The 16,039-nt window shown below is 50.6% G+C and carries 14 protein-coding genes and 2 tRNA genes; 6 read left to right on the top strand and 10 right to left on the bottom strand.

Annotation, left to right across the window (positions count from 1 at the left end; all coding sequences use genetic code 11):
- Positions 1–16: 16 nt before the first annotated feature.
- The 4 genes from dapA to B0D95_RS00930 all read right to left on the bottom strand — a co-directional run bounded on the left by dapA (position 17) and on the right by B0D95_RS00930 (position 2,464).
- The gene (gene dapA / locus B0D95_RS00945) at positions 17–889 is read right to left on the bottom strand and encodes a 4-hydroxy-tetrahydrodipicolinate synthase (RefSeq protein ID WP_078042135.1); all 873 of its coding nucleotides are present in this window, start codon (positions 887–889) and stop codon (positions 17–19) included.
- Positions 890–1,031: 142 nt separating this feature from the next.
- Positions 1,032–2,087 (bottom strand): quinolinate synthase NadA, encoded by a 1,056-nt coding sequence (gene nadA / locus B0D95_RS00940; protein WP_078042134.1) that lies wholly within the window; start codon positions 2,085–2,087, stop codon positions 1,032–1,034.
- A 181-nt stretch (positions 2,088–2,268) separates the two neighbouring features.
- Positions 2,269–2,344: transfer RNA gene (locus B0D95_RS00935), tRNA-Lys, on the bottom strand.
- 44 nt (positions 2,345–2,388) lie between these two features.
- Positions 2,389–2,464: transfer RNA gene (locus B0D95_RS00930), tRNA-Lys, on the bottom strand.
- A gap of 261 nt (positions 2,465–2,725) precedes the next feature.
- Here B0D95_RS00930 and B0D95_RS00925 point away from each other — a divergent pair.
- A complete protein-coding gene (locus tag B0D95_RS00925; RefSeq protein ID WP_078042133.1) occupies positions 2,726–5,818 on the top strand; it encodes an EAL domain-containing protein in 3,093 nt (1,030 codons plus the stop codon).
- 20 nt (positions 5,819–5,838) lie between these two features.
- Here the strand turns inward: B0D95_RS00925 and queC are convergent, their stop codons facing one another.
- On the bottom strand, positions 5,839–6,519 hold the full coding sequence (gene queC / locus B0D95_RS00920) for a 7-cyano-7-deazaguanine synthase QueC (RefSeq protein ID WP_078042132.1): 681 nt from the start codon (positions 6,517–6,519) through the stop codon (positions 5,839–5,841).
- A gap of 45 nt (positions 6,520–6,564) precedes the next feature.
- The gene (gene queE, locus B0D95_RS00915) at positions 6,565–7,233 is read right to left on the bottom strand and encodes a 7-carboxy-7-deazaguanine synthase QueE (protein ID WP_149867837.1); all 669 of its coding nucleotides are present in this window, start codon (positions 7,231–7,233) and stop codon (positions 6,565–6,567) included.
- Positions 7,234–7,465: 232 nt separating this feature from the next.
- On the opposite strand from queE, the gene B0D95_RS00910 reads away from it, so the two are divergent.
- Positions 7,466–7,783: a hypothetical protein gene (locus B0D95_RS00910; protein ID WP_078042131.1), complete on the top strand. Its 318-nt coding sequence runs from the start codon at positions 7,466–7,468 to the stop codon at positions 7,781–7,783.
- Positions 7,784–7,789: 6 nt separating this feature from the next.
- Here B0D95_RS00910 and corA read toward each other — a convergent pair whose 3' ends face one another.
- The gene (gene corA / locus B0D95_RS00905) at positions 7,790–8,746 is read right to left on the bottom strand and encodes a magnesium/cobalt transporter CorA (RefSeq protein ID WP_078042130.1); all 957 of its coding nucleotides are present in this window, start codon (positions 8,744–8,746) and stop codon (positions 7,790–7,792) included.
- Positions 8,747–8,976: 230 nt separating this feature from the next.
- On the opposite strand from corA, the gene B0D95_RS00900 reads away from it, so the two are divergent.
- Complete coding sequence (locus B0D95_RS00900) at positions 8,977–9,285, top strand: hypothetical protein (protein ID WP_078042129.1); 309 nt, start codon at positions 8,977–8,979, stop codon at positions 9,283–9,285.
- 55 nt (positions 9,286–9,340) lie between these two features.
- Here B0D95_RS00900 and grxD read toward each other — a convergent pair whose 3' ends face one another.
- Positions 9,341–9,658 carry a Grx4 family monothiol glutaredoxin gene (grxD, locus tag B0D95_RS00895; RefSeq protein WP_078042128.1) on the bottom strand — a complete coding sequence of 106 codons (318 nt, stop codon included), beginning with the start codon at positions 9,656–9,658 and terminating at the stop codon, positions 9,341–9,343.
- Between the two features lie 234 nt (positions 9,659–9,892).
- On the opposite strand from grxD, the gene B0D95_RS00890 reads away from it, so the two are divergent.
- The 3 genes from B0D95_RS00890 (at position 9,893) to B0D95_RS00880 (ending at position 13,186) form a co-directional block, all read left to right on the top strand.
- Complete coding sequence (locus tag B0D95_RS00890) at positions 9,893–11,404, top strand: ATP-binding protein (protein ID WP_246841693.1); 1,512 nt, start codon at positions 9,893–9,895, stop codon at positions 11,402–11,404.
- Entirely contained in the window at positions 11,401–12,063 is a 663-nt protein-coding gene (locus tag B0D95_RS00885; RefSeq protein ID WP_078042126.1) for a response regulator, read from the top strand. The genes B0D95_RS00890 and B0D95_RS00885 overlap by 4 nt, the downstream gene beginning before the upstream one ends.
- Before the next feature lie 256 nt (positions 12,064–12,319).
- Positions 12,320–13,186, top strand: coding sequence for a protocatechuate dioxygenase (locus B0D95_RS00880; RefSeq protein WP_246841692.1), 867 nt, complete (start codon positions 12,320–12,322; stop codon positions 13,184–13,186).
- Positions 13,187–13,207: 21 nt separating this feature from the next.
- Here B0D95_RS00880 and B0D95_RS00875 read toward each other — a convergent pair whose 3' ends face one another.
- Complete coding sequence (locus tag B0D95_RS00875) at positions 13,208–14,806, bottom strand: methyl-accepting chemotaxis protein (RefSeq protein ID WP_078042125.1); 1,599 nt, start codon at positions 14,804–14,806, stop codon at positions 13,208–13,210.
- A gap of 30 nt (positions 14,807–14,836) precedes the next feature.
- Entirely contained in the window at positions 14,837–15,964 is a 1,128-nt protein-coding gene (locus B0D95_RS00870; RefSeq protein ID WP_078042124.1) for a carbohydrate porin, read from the bottom strand.
- Positions 15,965–16,039: the final 75 nt, after the last annotated feature.

Genomic DNA, 16,039 nt, shown 5'->3' with positions numbered 1-16,039 from the left:
GGAACGGGGGGCTGAATTAGAGGCCCGCCGCCTGCATCGCTGTTTTAAGCTGTTGGTGATACTGCTCTGACAAACGTGTCAGTGGCAGGCGAATACCCGATTGAATCAAACCCAATTGTTCAACTGCCCATTTGACCGGGATGGGGTTGGATTCAACAAACATAGCAGTATGCAAAGGCAGCAGGCGCTGGTTGATTGCACGCGCGTCTTCCGCATTACCGGCCAAGGCCAACTCACACATACGAGCAATGGCAGCAGGTACGACATTCGCCGTGACAGAAATATCCCCTTTGCCCCCTAAAAGAATTAAATCAACTGCCGTTGCATCATCACCCGAGATGATACCGAAGCCGGCAGGTGCTTGATCGATAAGGAATTTAGCGCGCTCCAAGTCACCGGTCGCCTCTTTAATACCGATGATATTAGGCACTGCCGCCAAGCGCAGCGCGGTCTCGGGTTTCATATCTACCCCCGTGCGACCCGGTACGTTGTAAAGCATTTGCGGTATGGCAACTGCTTGGGCGATATGGGTGTGGTGTAAAAACAAACCTTCCTGGGTTGGTTTGTTGTAATAAGGCGTAACCAACAGGCAGGCATCGGCGCCAGCATCTTTGGCCGCTTGCGTCAGCTCAACAGCTTCTGAGGTTGAGTTGGCACCAGTACCCGCGATCACCGGGATACGGCCATGCACCTGGTCGACCACCTTTTTAATAACAGCCAAATGCTCATCAACCGTCAATGTAGCCGACTCGCCGGTAGTCCCCACCGCCACTATGGCGTGAGTGCCCTGCTCCAGATGCCAGTCCACCAACTTATGCAAACTCGCCCAATCGAGGGAATTGTCTGCATTCATTGGGGTTACCAGGGCAACCATACTGCCTTGAATCATCGGGAGCTCCGTTAGCTAGCGAAAAAAGTAGCGATATAAAGTGGAAACAAACAGGTCAATAAGCGAAAGGCGCCATGGTACTGAGTGGGGCCTGACGAAACAAGCGAAACACCACCAAGACAAGCCTAATCACCAGAAAGATTTATTTTTTAAAGTCGAGCATACGCTGCAAGGGAATCATTGCCTTCCGCCCCAGTTCAGGATCAACATAAATTTCGTTATCGCCCTGCTCAAATACATTGGCGAGATTATCCAACACATTCATCGCCATCCAGGGACAATTGGCACAAGAGCGGCAGGTTGCACCACTGCCCGCCGTAGGCGCAATATGGAATACCTTATCCGGATTCAGTTGCTGCATTTTGTAAAAAATACCCTGATCCGTCGCGACAATGAATTCGCGATTGGGCAGGGTTTGCGCCGCCTTGATCAACTGCGAGGTGGAACCAGCCACATCCGCCAAATCAACCACCGCCTTGGGCGACTCCGGATGCACCAATACCGCCGCATCCGGGTAGAGCAACTTCAGATCCTCTACCCCTTTAGCCTTGAACTCTTCATGCACAATACAGGCACCGTCCCACAGCAGCACATCGGCACCGGTTTTTTGCTGCACATAAGCGCCCAAGTGCTTATCCGGTGCCCACAGGATTTTTTTGCCCTGGCGATCCAGATAATCGACCACGTCCAGCGCAATACTGGAGGTTACCACCCAATCCGCACGCGCTTTTACGGCGGCAGAGGTATTGGCATAAACCACGACTGTGCGATCAGGATGTTGATCACAGAAGGCCGAAAACTCATCGATAGGGCAACCGAGATCAAGCGAACAGGTTGCCTCCAGGGTGGGCATTAATACCCGCTTTTCCGGCGTGAGGATTTTGGCGGTTTCACCCATGAACTTTACGCCGGCAACAATCAATGTATCTGCCGAATGATTTTTACCAAAGCGCGCCATTTCCAGCGAATCAGATACGCAACCACCGGTTTCTTCGGCAAGCGCCTGGATCAGTGGATCCGTGTAGTAATGCGCAACCAAAACCGCATTGTGCTGTTTCAGCAAGGCTTTAATACGCGCCTTGTAATCAGCCTCTTGCGCCGGAGTATATTGCGGCGCACTCCAGGCGCGAGCGAGATGCTGCTTAACCAGATCCTGCGCATTCTCATCGCGCTTGGCCACATTAAAAAGTTCAGACATAAAATCGCCTCACCGGAGACTCACTCGCGATGGCGAGGAGCAAATTTGCGCGGAATTTTATCACAGAGCCGAATCATTGACGGGGAAATAAAACGCGCCAGACAGGGTTTTCGATGCAATAAAAAAGGGCGCCTGTAAGCGCCCTTTTTTAGATTACCGCTATTTGTAGCAGTATTTAATGTGGTGGGTCGTGCTGGATTCGAACCAGCGACCAATTGGTTAAAAGCCAACTGCTCTACCGACTGAGCTAACGACCCACAGGTGTCGCATTTAAGAAAATATCACCACCATGTTTGAAAAGTGGTGGGTCGTGCTGGATTCGAACCAGCGACCAATTGGTTAAAAGCCAACTGCTCTACCGACTGAGCTAACGACCCTAAATGCGAGGCGCGTATAATAAGGTTTTGATAAAAAAAGACAAGCGTTTTTTTAAAGATTTCATAACAACTCAGGTATTTATCTGGCAATCGGTTATATAAAAAACGATTTGTTTTGCGATTGAGCAAATAACCTGTAGCAACCTTCTGCTAGATTGAAGCAGGCATCAAAAATAAAACTTTTCGCGCCAACGAACAAATTCTAACCTATGATTCAAGGGCGTCCCCGCGCCACTGAATGACTGTTGTTGAGACACCGGCATGCCCCTCGTACCCGCCAGTGACCACGGCACACGACCCATACAGGTCAGGCCGGGTCACTTCTTAATACTGCTATTGGCCTACTTTTGCACCGGTTGGCTAGGGCTGCTTGTCCCCTTTGAAAATGAGAAAGTCACCCTGTTCTGGCTGCCGGGTGGCATAGCAGCAGCGGCGTTTTATCGCTGGACACCCAAGCTCTGGCCCAGCGTGTTTCTTGCGGCACTATTAATCAACATGACCAGTGGCACCAACCAGTTGCTGAACCTGCTGCTCGCCGGCGGCAACACCTTATCGCCGCTGGTCACTGTCTGGTTGTTGCGCCGCTTCAGCTGCGACCTATCGAACCTTGACCGTAAAAACACCCTCAGCTTTTTACTGCTCAGCGCAATCGGCATGACAGTGTCAGCACTGGTGGGGGCAACACTACTTGGCCTGTATTACGATCTTCCGCTGAGGGTATCGGCATATATCGCACTGGCGTGGTGGATGGGCGATAGCCTTGGGGTCTTTCTCGCAATGCCATTCCTGGTCAATATGAGCCGCGACTACCTGGATCAGGTTAATACCCGCAAATTGGATTTTATGCTGGTGGCGGGCGTCAGCTTTATCGTTGGATTAATCTGCTTTCCGCTTAATGATTTTGACGCTGGCCACGCGCTTCCACTGGTGTTTACCACATTTATTTGCATCGCCTGGGCCGCGTTATGGTTTGGCTTGTTTGGCGGTGCATTTACCACCATTGGCTTTTGTTTTTTGGCCATTTGGTCGACGGTCAATCACTGGGGGCCGTTTGTACTGTCCAACATGCCCCTGAGCTTTTGGCTGATTTGGTTGTACACCGCCAGCATGGCGATTATCAGCCTGATGATCACCGCCGCGCACCTCAAAATCACCAAGACCTACGCGCGCCTGGTGCAATCCGACCTGCACCAAGAACAGCAGCGAGTGCAATTGGAGCGGGCCCAATTGATGGCGCGATTGGCCCACTGGCAATGGAACCCACGCACCGATGACTATCAATTCAGCCATGCCATGGTGGATTTATTTGGCTTACCTTCCGACGCCCTGGACGGCACCATGGAGATATTCATCAACCGGTTTATTGACCAAGATGATCGCCTGCTGTTGCGCATTGCTCTGGAAACCGCTCGCGATCAACACAAACCCTTAGCGCTGGACGTGCGCCTGGCGATAAGCCATCACCGCTATTGGCTACAGCTTCAGGCCGATAAAACCAATACACCGGAAGGCACTTTGCTACAGGGCACCCTGCAAGATATCAGCGAGCGCAAGCGGCTCGATTTGGCCCTTGCAGCGGCTGCCGCCGATGCCGCCTCAGCTCCGGATTTTTTTGTCACCATCCTGCGTGCACTGAGCGACGCGATTGGTGCCGATCACGTATTAATCAGCTTGATCGATAGCCAGGATGCGACAACGGCGCACACCCACACTTATCTCAAACGCGGCGAGCTGCAGGAGAACTTTACCTATTCGCTCAAACACACGCCCTGCGCCGATGTGATGGATGAAAACTTATGTTATGTCAGCGCTAATGCCATCCAACATTATCCTGACGATGAAATGTTTCGCGCCTACAAGATTGAAAGTTATCTGGGTGTGGGCATTCGCAACGCGCAAGGTGTGCCAATCGGTATTTTAATTGCCATGGCCGAGCAGCCCCTCCCTGTATCAGCACAATTGAGTTCGCTGCTGCTTATTTTTGCCGAGCGCATTGGCGGAGAGCTGCGCCGGGCGCAGGATCAGGAAAAAATACACAACCTGGCCTTTTTTGACCCACTGACTGGCCTGCCCAATCGCCGTATGCTGCAAGATCGTCTGCGACTGGTCATTTCCCAAAGCGCGCGCAGCCGCCAATACGGCGCACTGTTATTTATCGATATTGACCATTTCAAACTACTCAACGATACCCGCGGCCATCACATTGGCGATCAGTTGCTGGTGCAGGTCGCGGAACGTATTAATAGCATTATTCGCAGCTCTGATCTGGCCGCCCGCCAAGGGGGCGACGAGTTTGTAGTGGTGTTTGATAACCTTGGGGAAAATCTGGAAGACGCCGCACTGGAAGCCAAAAAGCGCGCCGAAACGTTGCATCAATTGATCAGCCAACCCTATGAGCTGCGCCAATCGATTTACCACTGCACGATCAGTATCGGGGTGAGCCTGTTTAACAGTCACAACCGCTCTATCGATGATTTATTGCGCCATGCCGACGCCGCCATGTACCAAGCCAAAGACAGTGGTCGCAACACCATTCGCTTCTTTGATCCCAACATGCAATCCCATCTGGAAAAACGCGCGCTACTAGAGGCTGATCTGCGCGCGGCCCACGACTCCCATCACCAACTGACGCCTTATTATCAAGTTCAAGTGGATGAACACACCAAAGCCATTGGGGTGGAACTTCTGCTGCGCTGGCAACACCCGCAAAAAGGGATGATATCTCCCGCAGACTTTATTCCCGTTGCCGAACAGTCGGGATTAATTGTGGCTATAGGCCTTGAGGTGATTCGCCAAGCCTGTACGCAGTTACAGCGCTGGCAGCAACGCCCGGCATTTGCACGCTTGAGCATTGCAGTGAATGTCAGCCCGATTCAATTTAACCAAGCCACGTTTGTGGAAGACGTACTGGCCATTATCGATAGCGCGCGCATCGATCCCAAATTGCTGAAACTGGAACTGACAGAAAGCTCTCTGCTGAAAAATGTCGACCAAAGCATCGCCAAAATGCAGCAATTAAAAGACCGTGGTATTGGTTTTTCCATGGATGACTTTGGCATTGGCTATTCGTCGCTGTCCTACCTGAAACGCCTACCGCTGGATCAATTGAAAATTGACCAAACCTTTGTACGCGACATAGCCATAGACCCCAACGATGCTGTGATTGCACGCACGATTATCGCCATGGCGCAGAACATGAATTTACAGGTCATTGCAGAAGGTGTGGAAACGCAAGCGCAGCAGGAGTTTCTGGAACAGAACGGCTGCCGCCTGTTCCAGGGGTACTTCTTTGGTCGCCCCATGCCCGTTGACGCACTTGAGACAGAACTGATGGCGCGCGCCTATTGCCGTTAAGGCGCGCACAAGAGAGCCTCTTAGGCTGTTTGATAATGGGTCGGGTCGGCGATTCCAGCCTGCACAAACCCCTGCTTGCGCAAACGGCAGCTATCGCACTTACCGCAAGCTTCACCTTGATCATTAGCTTGATAGCAGGATACCGTAAGGCCGTAATCCACCCCTAAGGCTACTCCCTGCTTGATGATGTCGGCCTTGCTTAAATGAATCAGCGGCGTGCGAATATGCAGTTTATTGCCCTCGGCACCTGCGCGGGTGGCGAGGTTAGCCATCACTTCATAGGCAGCAATGTATTCCGGACGACAATCCGGATAGCCGGAAAAATCCACTGCGTTGACGCCGATAAAAATATCGTCGCAACCCAGCACTTCTGCCCACCCCAACGCAATCGACAAAAAGACGGTATTGCGTGCAGGCACATAGGTGACTGGGATACCGCCGGTTTCCTCTTCCGGCACAGCAATGCTGTCGTCCGTCAACGCCGAACCACCAATCGCGCGCAAATCCAGCTTGATCACCTTGTGCTCTACCGCACCAAGCGCCTTGGCTGTGCGCTCGGCGGCCAACAACTCGGAGCGATGGCGCTGGCCGTAATCAAAGCTCATGGAATAACAGGCATAGCCCTCACTGCGGGCAATGGCGAGTACGGTGGTGGAATCCAAACCGCCGGAGACAAGAACTACTGCTTTTTTCTGGGACATAACTCGATCAACCAAAACAAATAAAGAATACCCAGGCCGGAAGGTTTAATGGCCTGGTACGTCGTTCCACAACAGCTTGTGCAATTGCAGTTGGAAACGCACAGGCAAGTTATCTGCCAAGATCCACTCTGCCAGCGAAAGTGGTGCCACCTGACCAAAACTGGGAGAAAACAGCACCTCCGCCACACGCCCGACCAACTGGTACTCATCCACTTTAAAACGAGCCCACTCATAGTCTTCACGGCTACAAATCACGAATTTAATCTGATCCTGCGCGGTCAACAGCGGAATATTCTCCCAGCGATTGCGGCCGACTTCACCGGAGCCAGGGGTTTTGAGGTCCATGACTTTAATCACACGCGGGTCAACATCATCCACCGGTAAGGCACCACTGGTTTCCAGGGAAACGCTGTAACCTGCATCACACAGTGCACTTAAAAGGGTCAAGCATTCACGCTGGGCCAGAGGCTCACCGCCTGTCACACAGATATAGCGCGGATTAAAACTGGCGACTTTGGCCAGAATGTCGTCAATCAGTAATCGCTCACCGCCATAGAATGCGTATTCAGAGTCGCAATAACCACAGCGCAGCGGGCAGCCGGTCAGGCGCACAAACACCGTTGGCAAACCCACAGTGTTGGACTCGCCCTGCAGCGAATAGAAAATCTCGGTAATTTTTAAACTGGCTTGGGTCATGGTGCTGTTTTGGGTCATGGTGACTGCGCGCAGGAAATGCTGGCGGGATGAATCAGGGCGCCAAACGCCAGTGCGCGGGTGCAGCAGGCAGCTCAACGGGTAAATGTGGCGCGCAGTTTACCCCAAAGGCTGCCATGGATGCGAGGATAAGACCGCCACAGGGTTTGCCCTCATGTCGGGCGCACTGTTATGCTGGCAGATGCCGCTTTTTCCGCCCATCGCGTTTGTTAACTGAAAAACTCTGGATTCAATGATTAAACCAACCAAAACCCGTCGCCAATTGCATCAGGAACTGGAAGCGCAAATCCAGGAATACCTGACTCAGGGTGGCCAGGTCAATGAAGTGCCGCGCGGCCTCAGTGGCCGCGCCGATGCCAATGGGCCGCTGATCAGTATTTTTGATGGCAGCGGTCAGGAGGATCGCACTCCGCTACCCGAGGTGGTTGCCGCGATTGAAGCACGCAAAAAGCCGCATTTGGCGCAAAAGCCCAAAAAACGGCGCCCCCATAAAAAAGTCATACTCGACGATTTTGGCCAACCCTTGCGCTGGGAGTGGGTTGAGGAATAAGCCCTATCAGAGCCAGTCTTTGCGCTTGAAGTACCAGTAGGGCAATACTGCCGAGAGCAGCATCAAAATCACAGCGACCACAAAGCCGTATTTCCAATCCGAATGGGGAATGTACTCAAAGTTCATGCCGTAGGCGCTGGCAACCACGGTAGGCGGCAGGAAAACCATGGCCGCGATGGAGAATATCTTAATAATCTGGTTCTGCTCGATATTGATAAACCCCTGGGTCGAGTCCATCAGGAAGTTGATCTTGTCGAAAAGGAATGCGGTGTGGGACATGAGTGTATCCACGTCACGCTTGATCTCACGCGCGGTTTCCTGCAACTCAAATGACTCGCGCAAGTGGCGCTGCAAAAATGAAATGGAGCGTTGGGTATCCATCAAACACAAGCGAATCTTGCCATTGCTGTCTTCCAGCTTGGCCAGTTTATCAATCGCATCTTCCAGTTCGGCATCTTCATCTTCCAATACCATGTGGCTGACATCTTCCAGTTTGCGGTGAATGTCCTCCAGGGCGTCCGCCAGATTTTCCACCTTTTGCTCAAACATGGTCACCAGCAAATCCTGGGGTGATGCAACCTGCACCTGACCCGCACGGGCGCGCATACGCAGCAGGCGGAAGTCCGCCAAATCGCCATCGCGCACACTGATCAAACGTTTCTCTTGCAAAATAAAGGCGACGGTCGCTGTGCTGTGGCGGCCGGATTCACCGGGCGCCAGAAACAGGGAGTGAACGTGAATACCTACACTGTCCTGAAAGTAACGTGCCGAGAATTCAATTTCCTCGACATCATCTGACTCGGGCAACTCGGCACGCAAGAAGCCGTTTAATTCGTCACGCTCTTCTTCTGACGGCTCGTGGGCATCAATCCAAAGGGCGTTGTTTAAGGCCAAACGCGGGCTTTCATCAGACTCTTTATCTTCACGCAGGGTATTACCTTGAACTTTAAACATTCTTAACATCGTTGTTCATCTCCTGCAGCTCAAGGTGTAAGGTCTCTTACCCGATGGTGGATGGGTTTCAGGGCGGCTTTATAGCACAGCGCCAATACAGTTAAAGTATTTTATTAGGTTTTTCCGCTAGTCGATTATTTTTTTGAAGGTTTTTTAGTGAGGGGCAATCTGCCTTACAAAAACGGCAAAGCGAACACGATTCTGCTAAGGTTAGCCGATCACTCTTTTGAGCCTCGATTATGCAAATTCGCCAGATCTCCGCTGCGCTGGATGCAAAACTTGCGCAGTTGGACCAACAACTAAAACAACTGGAACAACAGCATCAAGAACAGGGCAACAACCCTGATCAACAATTGGTTAACGATATAGCCGCGCTGCATCAAATACGCGACAAGTTATTGAAATCCAAGGATATTGCTTGGCGGGCGCATCAATTACGCGACGAGAACGATGAACAACGCCGCGCGCGCCAGCGCATGTCGGGATTGTTTTTGTGCGGGATAAGTGTGGTTGGCGCCGTGTTACTGATCTACTTTGCACTGCAGTAAGCGGCAGCCTTGAAATGCAATACGGGCCTACCCCAAGAAGGCAGGCCCAAACACCTTAGGCAGCAACAGCGGCATCGATCAGTGGCTTCAATTCACCCTTTTCGTGCATTTCGGTGATGATGTCACACCCACCAATCAACTCACCTTTTACCCACAGCTGTGGAAAGGTTGGCCAGTTGGCAAACTTAGGCAGCTCGGAACGAATATCCGGGTTGCTCAAAATATCCACATAGGCAAAACGCTGACCACAGGCCATCAAGGCTTGGGAAGCGCGCATCGAAAAACCACATTGCGGTGCGCTGGGTGAACCTTTCATATAAAGGATCACAGCATTGTCACTGATTTGCTGCTTGATTGTATCTAACACGTCCATCTTAACTACCTCGATGATCTTCAGGGAATGAGGGGGCGACAGGGCAAGGTCGGTATATCCGAGTGTTTTGCTCAAGTATTGCCATTTTACCCTAGCCGACCGCCGCAGGCCAATCGGGGGTGATTGCCAAATCGCGGTTTTTGCTTATTCTGTGGTAAGGCTGTTTGCCGCCTACTCCACCTTTCAAGGGTATTTTTTACTGTGAAGTTCACTCTGCGTGTTCAGGTTTTTTTAGTGTTTACACTCTTTGCGTTGTTGTTAACCGGCGGGTTATACCTTTACTCGCGCTTGAGTTTTGAAAACAGTTTTAACAACTACATGGAGCAAAAAGAAGCGGCGCGCAATGCCAAATTAATCGCAGCGCTGGAGCAGCACTACCTGCTCTATGGCAACTGGGACAGCTTCAAAAATAATCGTCATTTCTGGCCAATGTTTGTATGGCAATACTCCACTAACTGGCGGCAACGCAACGAGCGTCCAATTCCCCTGCCACTCCCTCCGGAAATAAATCCTTATTTTGTGCCGGAGGATAACAACCCCCATCAGTTGCAATTTTTTTTGCGGCGCAACACTCAGGAAAACCGCCGGGATGATCGCAATCCTACTGTGCGTCCCGATGATTTTTTGCGGCACCAGCCCTATCGGCGATTTATTTTACTCGATGCTAAAAAAACACTCGTTAGCGGCAAAGAGTGGCGCAATGAAACCTATTTTTACAACGACCTCATTCTCACCATAGATGGCGACAGCAAAGTCGTTGGCTACCTGGGCACGCCAATGAACCCGGCCCTGCGCGACTTGCGCGATAACGAATTCGCCAAACGCCAACAAAACCATTTTTTAATTACAGCCTTAGTAGCCTTGGCGATTGCACTTGCCTGCGCGATTCCACTTTCCTATTTATTGACCCAGCGGGTAAAAAAACTCGCCACCCATGTGCAGCGTTTAAGCAGCGGCGATTATACCCAGCGCCTGCCCAGCAAAGGGCAAGATGAAATTTCAAAACTGGCCGAGCATCTCAATCATTTGGCGCACACACTTGGGCAAAGTGAACAAGCACGCAAACGCTGGGTTGCTGATATTTCCCACGAACTGCGCACACCACTCGCGGTGCTCAAAGCCGACTTGGAAGCGCTGGAAGATGGCGTGCGAAAATTTGATACCAAAGCGATTGCGCGCCTGCAAAAACATGCGGAGCGATTGGCCAGTCTAGTTAATGATTTGTATCAGCTATCACTCACCGACATTGGCGCCATGAGTTACCGTAAGCGCGATTGCGATCTGGTTGAAATTGTCGAGGAAATCAACGTTTCGCTGCAAAATAAGGCTATGCAACAGGGGCTTTCATTGGAAGTAAAAATGCCCAAACACCCCATGAATGCCTTTGCTGACCCAGAGCGTTTACACCAACTGTTTTTAAATCTATTTAACAACAGCATTAATTACACCCAAAGTCCAGGCACGATTCGAGTGCAATTGGAATTGCGGTTGGAACAAGGAAAAGCCAGTGCTGTCTTTATGATTGAAGATTCAGCGCCCGGTGTAGACCCAGCCCTGCATGAAAAATTATTTGAGCGACTCTACCGCGCGGAATCATCGCGCAGCCGTGAAACTGGTGGTGCCGGTTTAGGTCTGAGTATTTGTCGCAATATTTGTGAAGCCCACGAAGGCCGTATTGACATTACAACCAGCGAACTGGGTGGGCTGAAAGTTTCCGTTTATTTACCTCTGCAGGAATCCGCATGAATATATTAATTGTTGAAGATGAAATTGACCTGGGCGAAATACTGCAAGACTATTTAACCAGCGAAAATTTTTCTGCCACCTTGGTTAGCGATGGCGAGTTAGCACTGCAAAAAATCCTCAGCGAAAAATGGGATTTAGTATTGCTGGATGTAATGTTACCCAATCGCGATGGTTTGAGCATTTGTCAGGAAGTACGCAAGACATCGCAAGTGCCTATTATTATGACCACCGCCAAGGTGGAAGAAATAGATCGCTTACTCGGATTGGAATTGGGTGCGGACGATTATATTTGCAAACCCTTTAGCCCTCGCGAAGTGATTGCGCGGGTAAAGGCGGTGTTACGTCGCACCAATAAAACCGACGAGCAACAAGACGCAGGATTCCGCTTGGACAAAGAACGCCAATACGCTTGTGTGGGCGATCAGTGTGTGGAATTAACCAGTATTGAATTTCGGATATTGGAAACACTGCTACTCAATAAACAGCGTGTTATTTCGCGCGATGTGCTGCTTAAGAATGCCTATACAGATCACCGTATTGTGAGTGACAGAACCATGGATTCACACATCACCAAACTGCGCAAAAAATTATCGCCCATTTGCAATGATGATTTAATTCACTCGGTGTACGGTGTGGGTTATCGCTTGCAACTGCCGTAATAGTTCCGGACTTAAACTGCATCAGGGATGATGCTGTGCCACGGGTAATAAAAAACTCAAACGGCGCAAAACCGTTCAAAAAACATTCATTCCTCCTCAATTCTTTCCTGCCAATATCAAGTTCCACAGTTTTTGCACAGTCATAAAGCTTGCACAGTCTTTGCAAACTACTTTCACGATTGCAGCCTAATTATTAGTTGGGAGTCCGGTCATACTACTAACACTAGCGACCACTCACCAACACAGGAAAATAACTATGCAGCAGCAACCCATTGAGCAACCAGCAGAACACTCAACCAAACCATCAATCGAACAATCAGCCCTGGTACAAGCAAATACCGTAGACAGCGAACGCCGCAAAACACTGGGCACACTTGGATTATTCAGTTTGATAGGCGCAAGCGGATTAATTGGCTGTGGTGGAGGTTCAAGCACCGCGAACAACAGTACAAGCAGTAGCTCCACAGCGACTACTACATCAACCGCCAGCTCCACTCAAGTCAGCAGTGCAGCAAGTAGCTCGGGCAGTTGTACCTTAATTCCCACCGAAACTATTGGACCATTTCCGTTATCAACACTGTTAAACAATTCATTGGTACTGCGTGAAAATATCGCAGAAGATAAAACCGGCGTACCCTTACAGGTGAAACTAAAATTGGTGAACGTCAATAACAATTGCAGCCCGGTTTCGGCGTATGTGTATATCTGGCACTGCGATAAAGACGGTTTGTACTCAGGTTATTCCAGCAACAATAATGCAGGACAAGCAGGTAAAACCTATTGCCGCGGTATTCAGTACACCGACACAAGCGGCGTTGCTCATTTCACTACCATTTACCCTGGTTGGTACGCAGGGCGCATCACACACATTCACTTTCAAATATTTCTGACCACCTACAGCAGTACTGCACAGTCTACTGCGATTTCACAAATGGCATTTCCTGCGGCGGTTACAACGGCTGTTTATAACTCATCGCTTTACACCAAGGGACAAAATACCTCGGTCACCAGTTTTGCGGCTGACAACGTATTTAGCGATGGAGTGGAGTATCAATTAGCAACCGTCACTGGCAGTGTCGCCGAAGGTTATGTTGCCGAGTTGGAGGTGGGAATCGCCGTGTAAGGCGCCGCACCTGAATCAGGGTCAGGTGCGGAACTGATTGAGCAGCGAGTCCAGTTTATGAATTTCCCGCTCAAGGTGTTCACGGGAATGACTCGCTTGTTCACCCACGTCAACGTTGTTGCGCGCGTGCTGCAAAATAGTTTGCATGCTGCTGGTGATTTGCTGCATGGAGTGTTTTTCCTCTTCAGAGGCGTTTTCAATTTGTGAATTCATGTGCTGGATTTGATTCACGGCGGTAACAATATTGGAGAAGGCCGTAGAGGTGCTGGCGATTCGCTCTTTAATCACCAGGGCTTTTTGTTGCGCGCCGGCCATGACCTCTACGGCTTTATTAGAACCTTGCGTCAAATTGTTGATGATGGTTTCAATCGCCTTGGTGGATTCCTGTGTGCGCGAGGCAAGGCTGCGCACTTCATCCGCCACCACGGCAAACCCACGTCCGGTTTCACCCGCACGCGCCGCTTCTATCGCGGCGTTTAATGCGAGCAAATTGGTTTGCTCTGCAATACTGCGAATCACTTCCAGCATGCTACCAATGTTATGGCTGTCCGCGACCAGTGCAGAAATTACCTGCGAGGCGTTGTCCACTTCCTGCACGACTTGATCAACCCCTTCCTGTGCGGATGCCACAACGCGATTACCCGCTCCGGTTGTGCTCACTGCATCTGCCGATGCACGGTTTGCACCTACGGCCGCATTCACAACCTGATCCAGCGTGTGTGAAATAGTCTCCACAGCCCGTGCTACTTGCGATATTTCATGAAGCTGTGTCTCACACCCTTTGGCGGTTTGGGCGATGGATTCGGTGATTTGCACACTGGCAGCCGTCAGGTTGTGATTGCTGGATTGCGCCTGATTGATCAGTGACTGTAATTTTTCCACAAATCGATTGAACGCAAAGGCGAGGCGCCCAACTTCGGTTGTCGTGTTTTCACCGGACAAGCGCGCAGTAAGGTCACCAGAACCCGAGCCCAGTTCACGTAAGTTATCCGTCACCCGCGCCAAGGGTTGCAAGATCATACGAGAGGCAAAAACAAAAAATACAATCGCCATAAAAATGCTGATGATAAATGCACCCACTAATTTCGCATGTGCGGATGTCTGCAGGCTATGTACATTGCCCGTTTCACTTTCTACCTTTGTATCGGCCTCTGCTTCCATATCGCCAATAAACGCCAGCAATTGATCCAACTGATTATTTAATTGTGCGTATTCCGCCGCAGCCGATTGGCCTGTTTGCAATTTGTTAATTAACGCCGTGCGCGTGCGGTGGTAATTTTCCAGTTGCTGATTCAGAGTCGATACAGTGGTTGCGCTCATCAACCCGGACGCTTTCATGCGTGTGAGCGCTTCATTTTCCATTGCAATAGCATCATTTAACTGGGACTCCAATTGCGAGAAGGAATTTTCAGCGTGATAGAGTTTTTGCAGCGCAATAATTTGCGCTTCCAGGCCGATCTGCCCTTCCATTGCCCCATCGGCCGCATTCCAGGCGGGGCCGGAAATATAGTCCAGTAGCCCACCCAGTTTTTGGCTGGCACTCAGCCCTACAAAGGTGTTTATCCCCAATAGTGCAACAAACCCGCCGATCACCAACATAATGGATTGCTTAATAGTCATTGCTTCCTCGCAAATACAGTTTTATACCGTTTAGAACTCAATAAATAATCGCGCCCCTATGGCCAGCGCGTCATCCAGGGTTTTATCCATGGAGGGGTGTTGAATGTAGTACACACTGGCTTGAGCGTTGAGATAATCCACCAATGGCGAGTAGTAGGTTAACTCCCATGCGGTCTCTGCACGCTGTAGTTCCGTGTTGGCTGCAAGGTATGGATCGCCATTGCGCGCTTGCGCAACGGCGATGCCCAAGCCATCGCCGTTGCGCCAAAAATCGGTAAAGGTAATGCCGGTTCCGGCGTAGTATTCGATCTGGTTAAATTGATCGTCGGCTCGTCCCAGTTGTAAAAAGACGGCAGCGATATCGTTAATATTTTTTTCAGCAATCAGATAAACGCCGCTGTTGCTATCAATCAAGTTACCTGTCACAACACTTTCCACTTCTGCACTGTGTTGCCAGGCACCCAGTGCAATCTTATCGCCAGCAGCAGGGGTCCAGCCCCATTCCATGGCACCAAATAAACCATCACCACTGTTGAATTGAATATGGGTACCGCGCGGGTTATTCGGATCACCGGGAATGCCGTCATAAATAGCGGCTAAAAAATATTGTGTCTCGCTTTCCAGTGTGAGGTGCAACGCCGTTGCTGTGGTGGAAAAAATAGAAGGGCCAACCTGGGACGTATCCGGCCCTATACCAAAGGAGGGGTGAGTGAATAAACCGGCAGCATCGAGTGAGTAAAATGTCGAGTTGTAATCATGCAAACCGAACAGTACTTTCACATGATCATCCATAAAATAATGCTGATACCAAAATTCATATACCTTGATCGCTTCATCCGTCGCGATGTTGGATATACCCTGCACATCGCCCGTATAGTCCGACGGATTTTTACCAGCATTACCAAGCACATACACGAACCATTCGCCGTTTGCCCACCAGCCTGCGGCTTCTGTATCCAGTGCCAGGGTAAGATCAAGGTTGGCCAGCTCACGGCTACCTTTTTTAACACCGCCATCCACGATCCTCACCGACTCCAGCGTCAAGGCACCGGCCAGGGCATAAGCAGGATTGTGTTCAGCCGACTCATCACCCGCCAGCGCATGCGCGCCATAACAAGTGCTCACAAAAAGTGCAACAAGCGCAGGCAATGGTTTCATAAACCCTTATTCCCTCTACAAAAAAGTTCGGCACTGCGTGTCACAGCCATCGCCAGAGGACACCGTAGCTAGGAG

Source organism: Cellvibrio sp. PSBB023, from assembly GCF_002007605.1.
GTDB lineage: Bacteria > Pseudomonadota > Gammaproteobacteria > Pseudomonadales > Cellvibrionaceae > Cellvibrio.
This window is presented reverse-complemented; position numbering and strand designations above follow the sequence as displayed.

Bases quoted from the DNA above. Each gene is read 5' to 3' on its own strand.
- dapA (WP_078042135.1), bottom strand. From the start codon at position 889: ATGATTCAAGGCAGTATGGTTGCCCTGGTAACCCCAATGAATGCAGAC.
- nadA (WP_078042134.1), bottom strand. From the start codon at position 2,087: ATGTCTGAACTTTTTAATGTGGCCAAGCGCGATGAGAATGCGCAGGAT.
- B0D95_RS00925 (WP_078042133.1), top strand. From the start codon at position 2,726: ATGCCCCTCGTACCCGCCAGTGACCACGGCACACGACCCATACAGGTC.
- queC (WP_078042132.1), bottom strand. From the start codon at position 6,519: ATGTCCCAGAAAAAAGCAGTAGTTCTTGTCTCCGGCGGTTTGGATTCC.
- queE (WP_149867837.1), bottom strand. From the start codon at position 7,233: ATGACCCAAAACAGCACCATGACCCAAGCCAGTTTAAAAATTACCGAG.
- B0D95_RS00910 (WP_078042131.1), top strand. From the start codon at position 7,466: ATGATTAAACCAACCAAAACCCGTCGCCAATTGCATCAGGAACTGGAA.
- corA (WP_078042130.1), bottom strand. From the start codon at position 8,746: ATGTTAAGAATGTTTAAAGTTCAAGGTAATACCCTGCGTGAAGATAAA.
- B0D95_RS00900 (WP_078042129.1), top strand. From the start codon at position 8,977: ATGCAAATTCGCCAGATCTCCGCTGCGCTGGATGCAAAACTTGCGCAG.
- grxD (WP_078042128.1), bottom strand. From the start codon at position 9,658: ATGGACGTGTTAGATACAATCAAGCAGCAAATCAGTGACAATGCTGTG.
- B0D95_RS00885 (WP_078042126.1), top strand. From the start codon at position 11,401: ATGAATATATTAATTGTTGAAGATGAAATTGACCTGGGCGAAATACTG.
- B0D95_RS00880 (WP_246841692.1), top strand. From the start codon at position 12,320: ATGCAGCAGCAACCCATTGAGCAACCAGCAGAACACTCAACCAAACCA.
- B0D95_RS00875 (WP_078042125.1), bottom strand. From the start codon at position 14,806: ATGACTATTAAGCAATCCATTATGTTGGTGATCGGCGGGTTTGTTGCA.
- B0D95_RS00870 (WP_078042124.1), bottom strand. From the start codon at position 15,964: ATGAAACCATTGCCTGCGCTTGTTGCACTTTTTGTGAGCACTTGTTAT.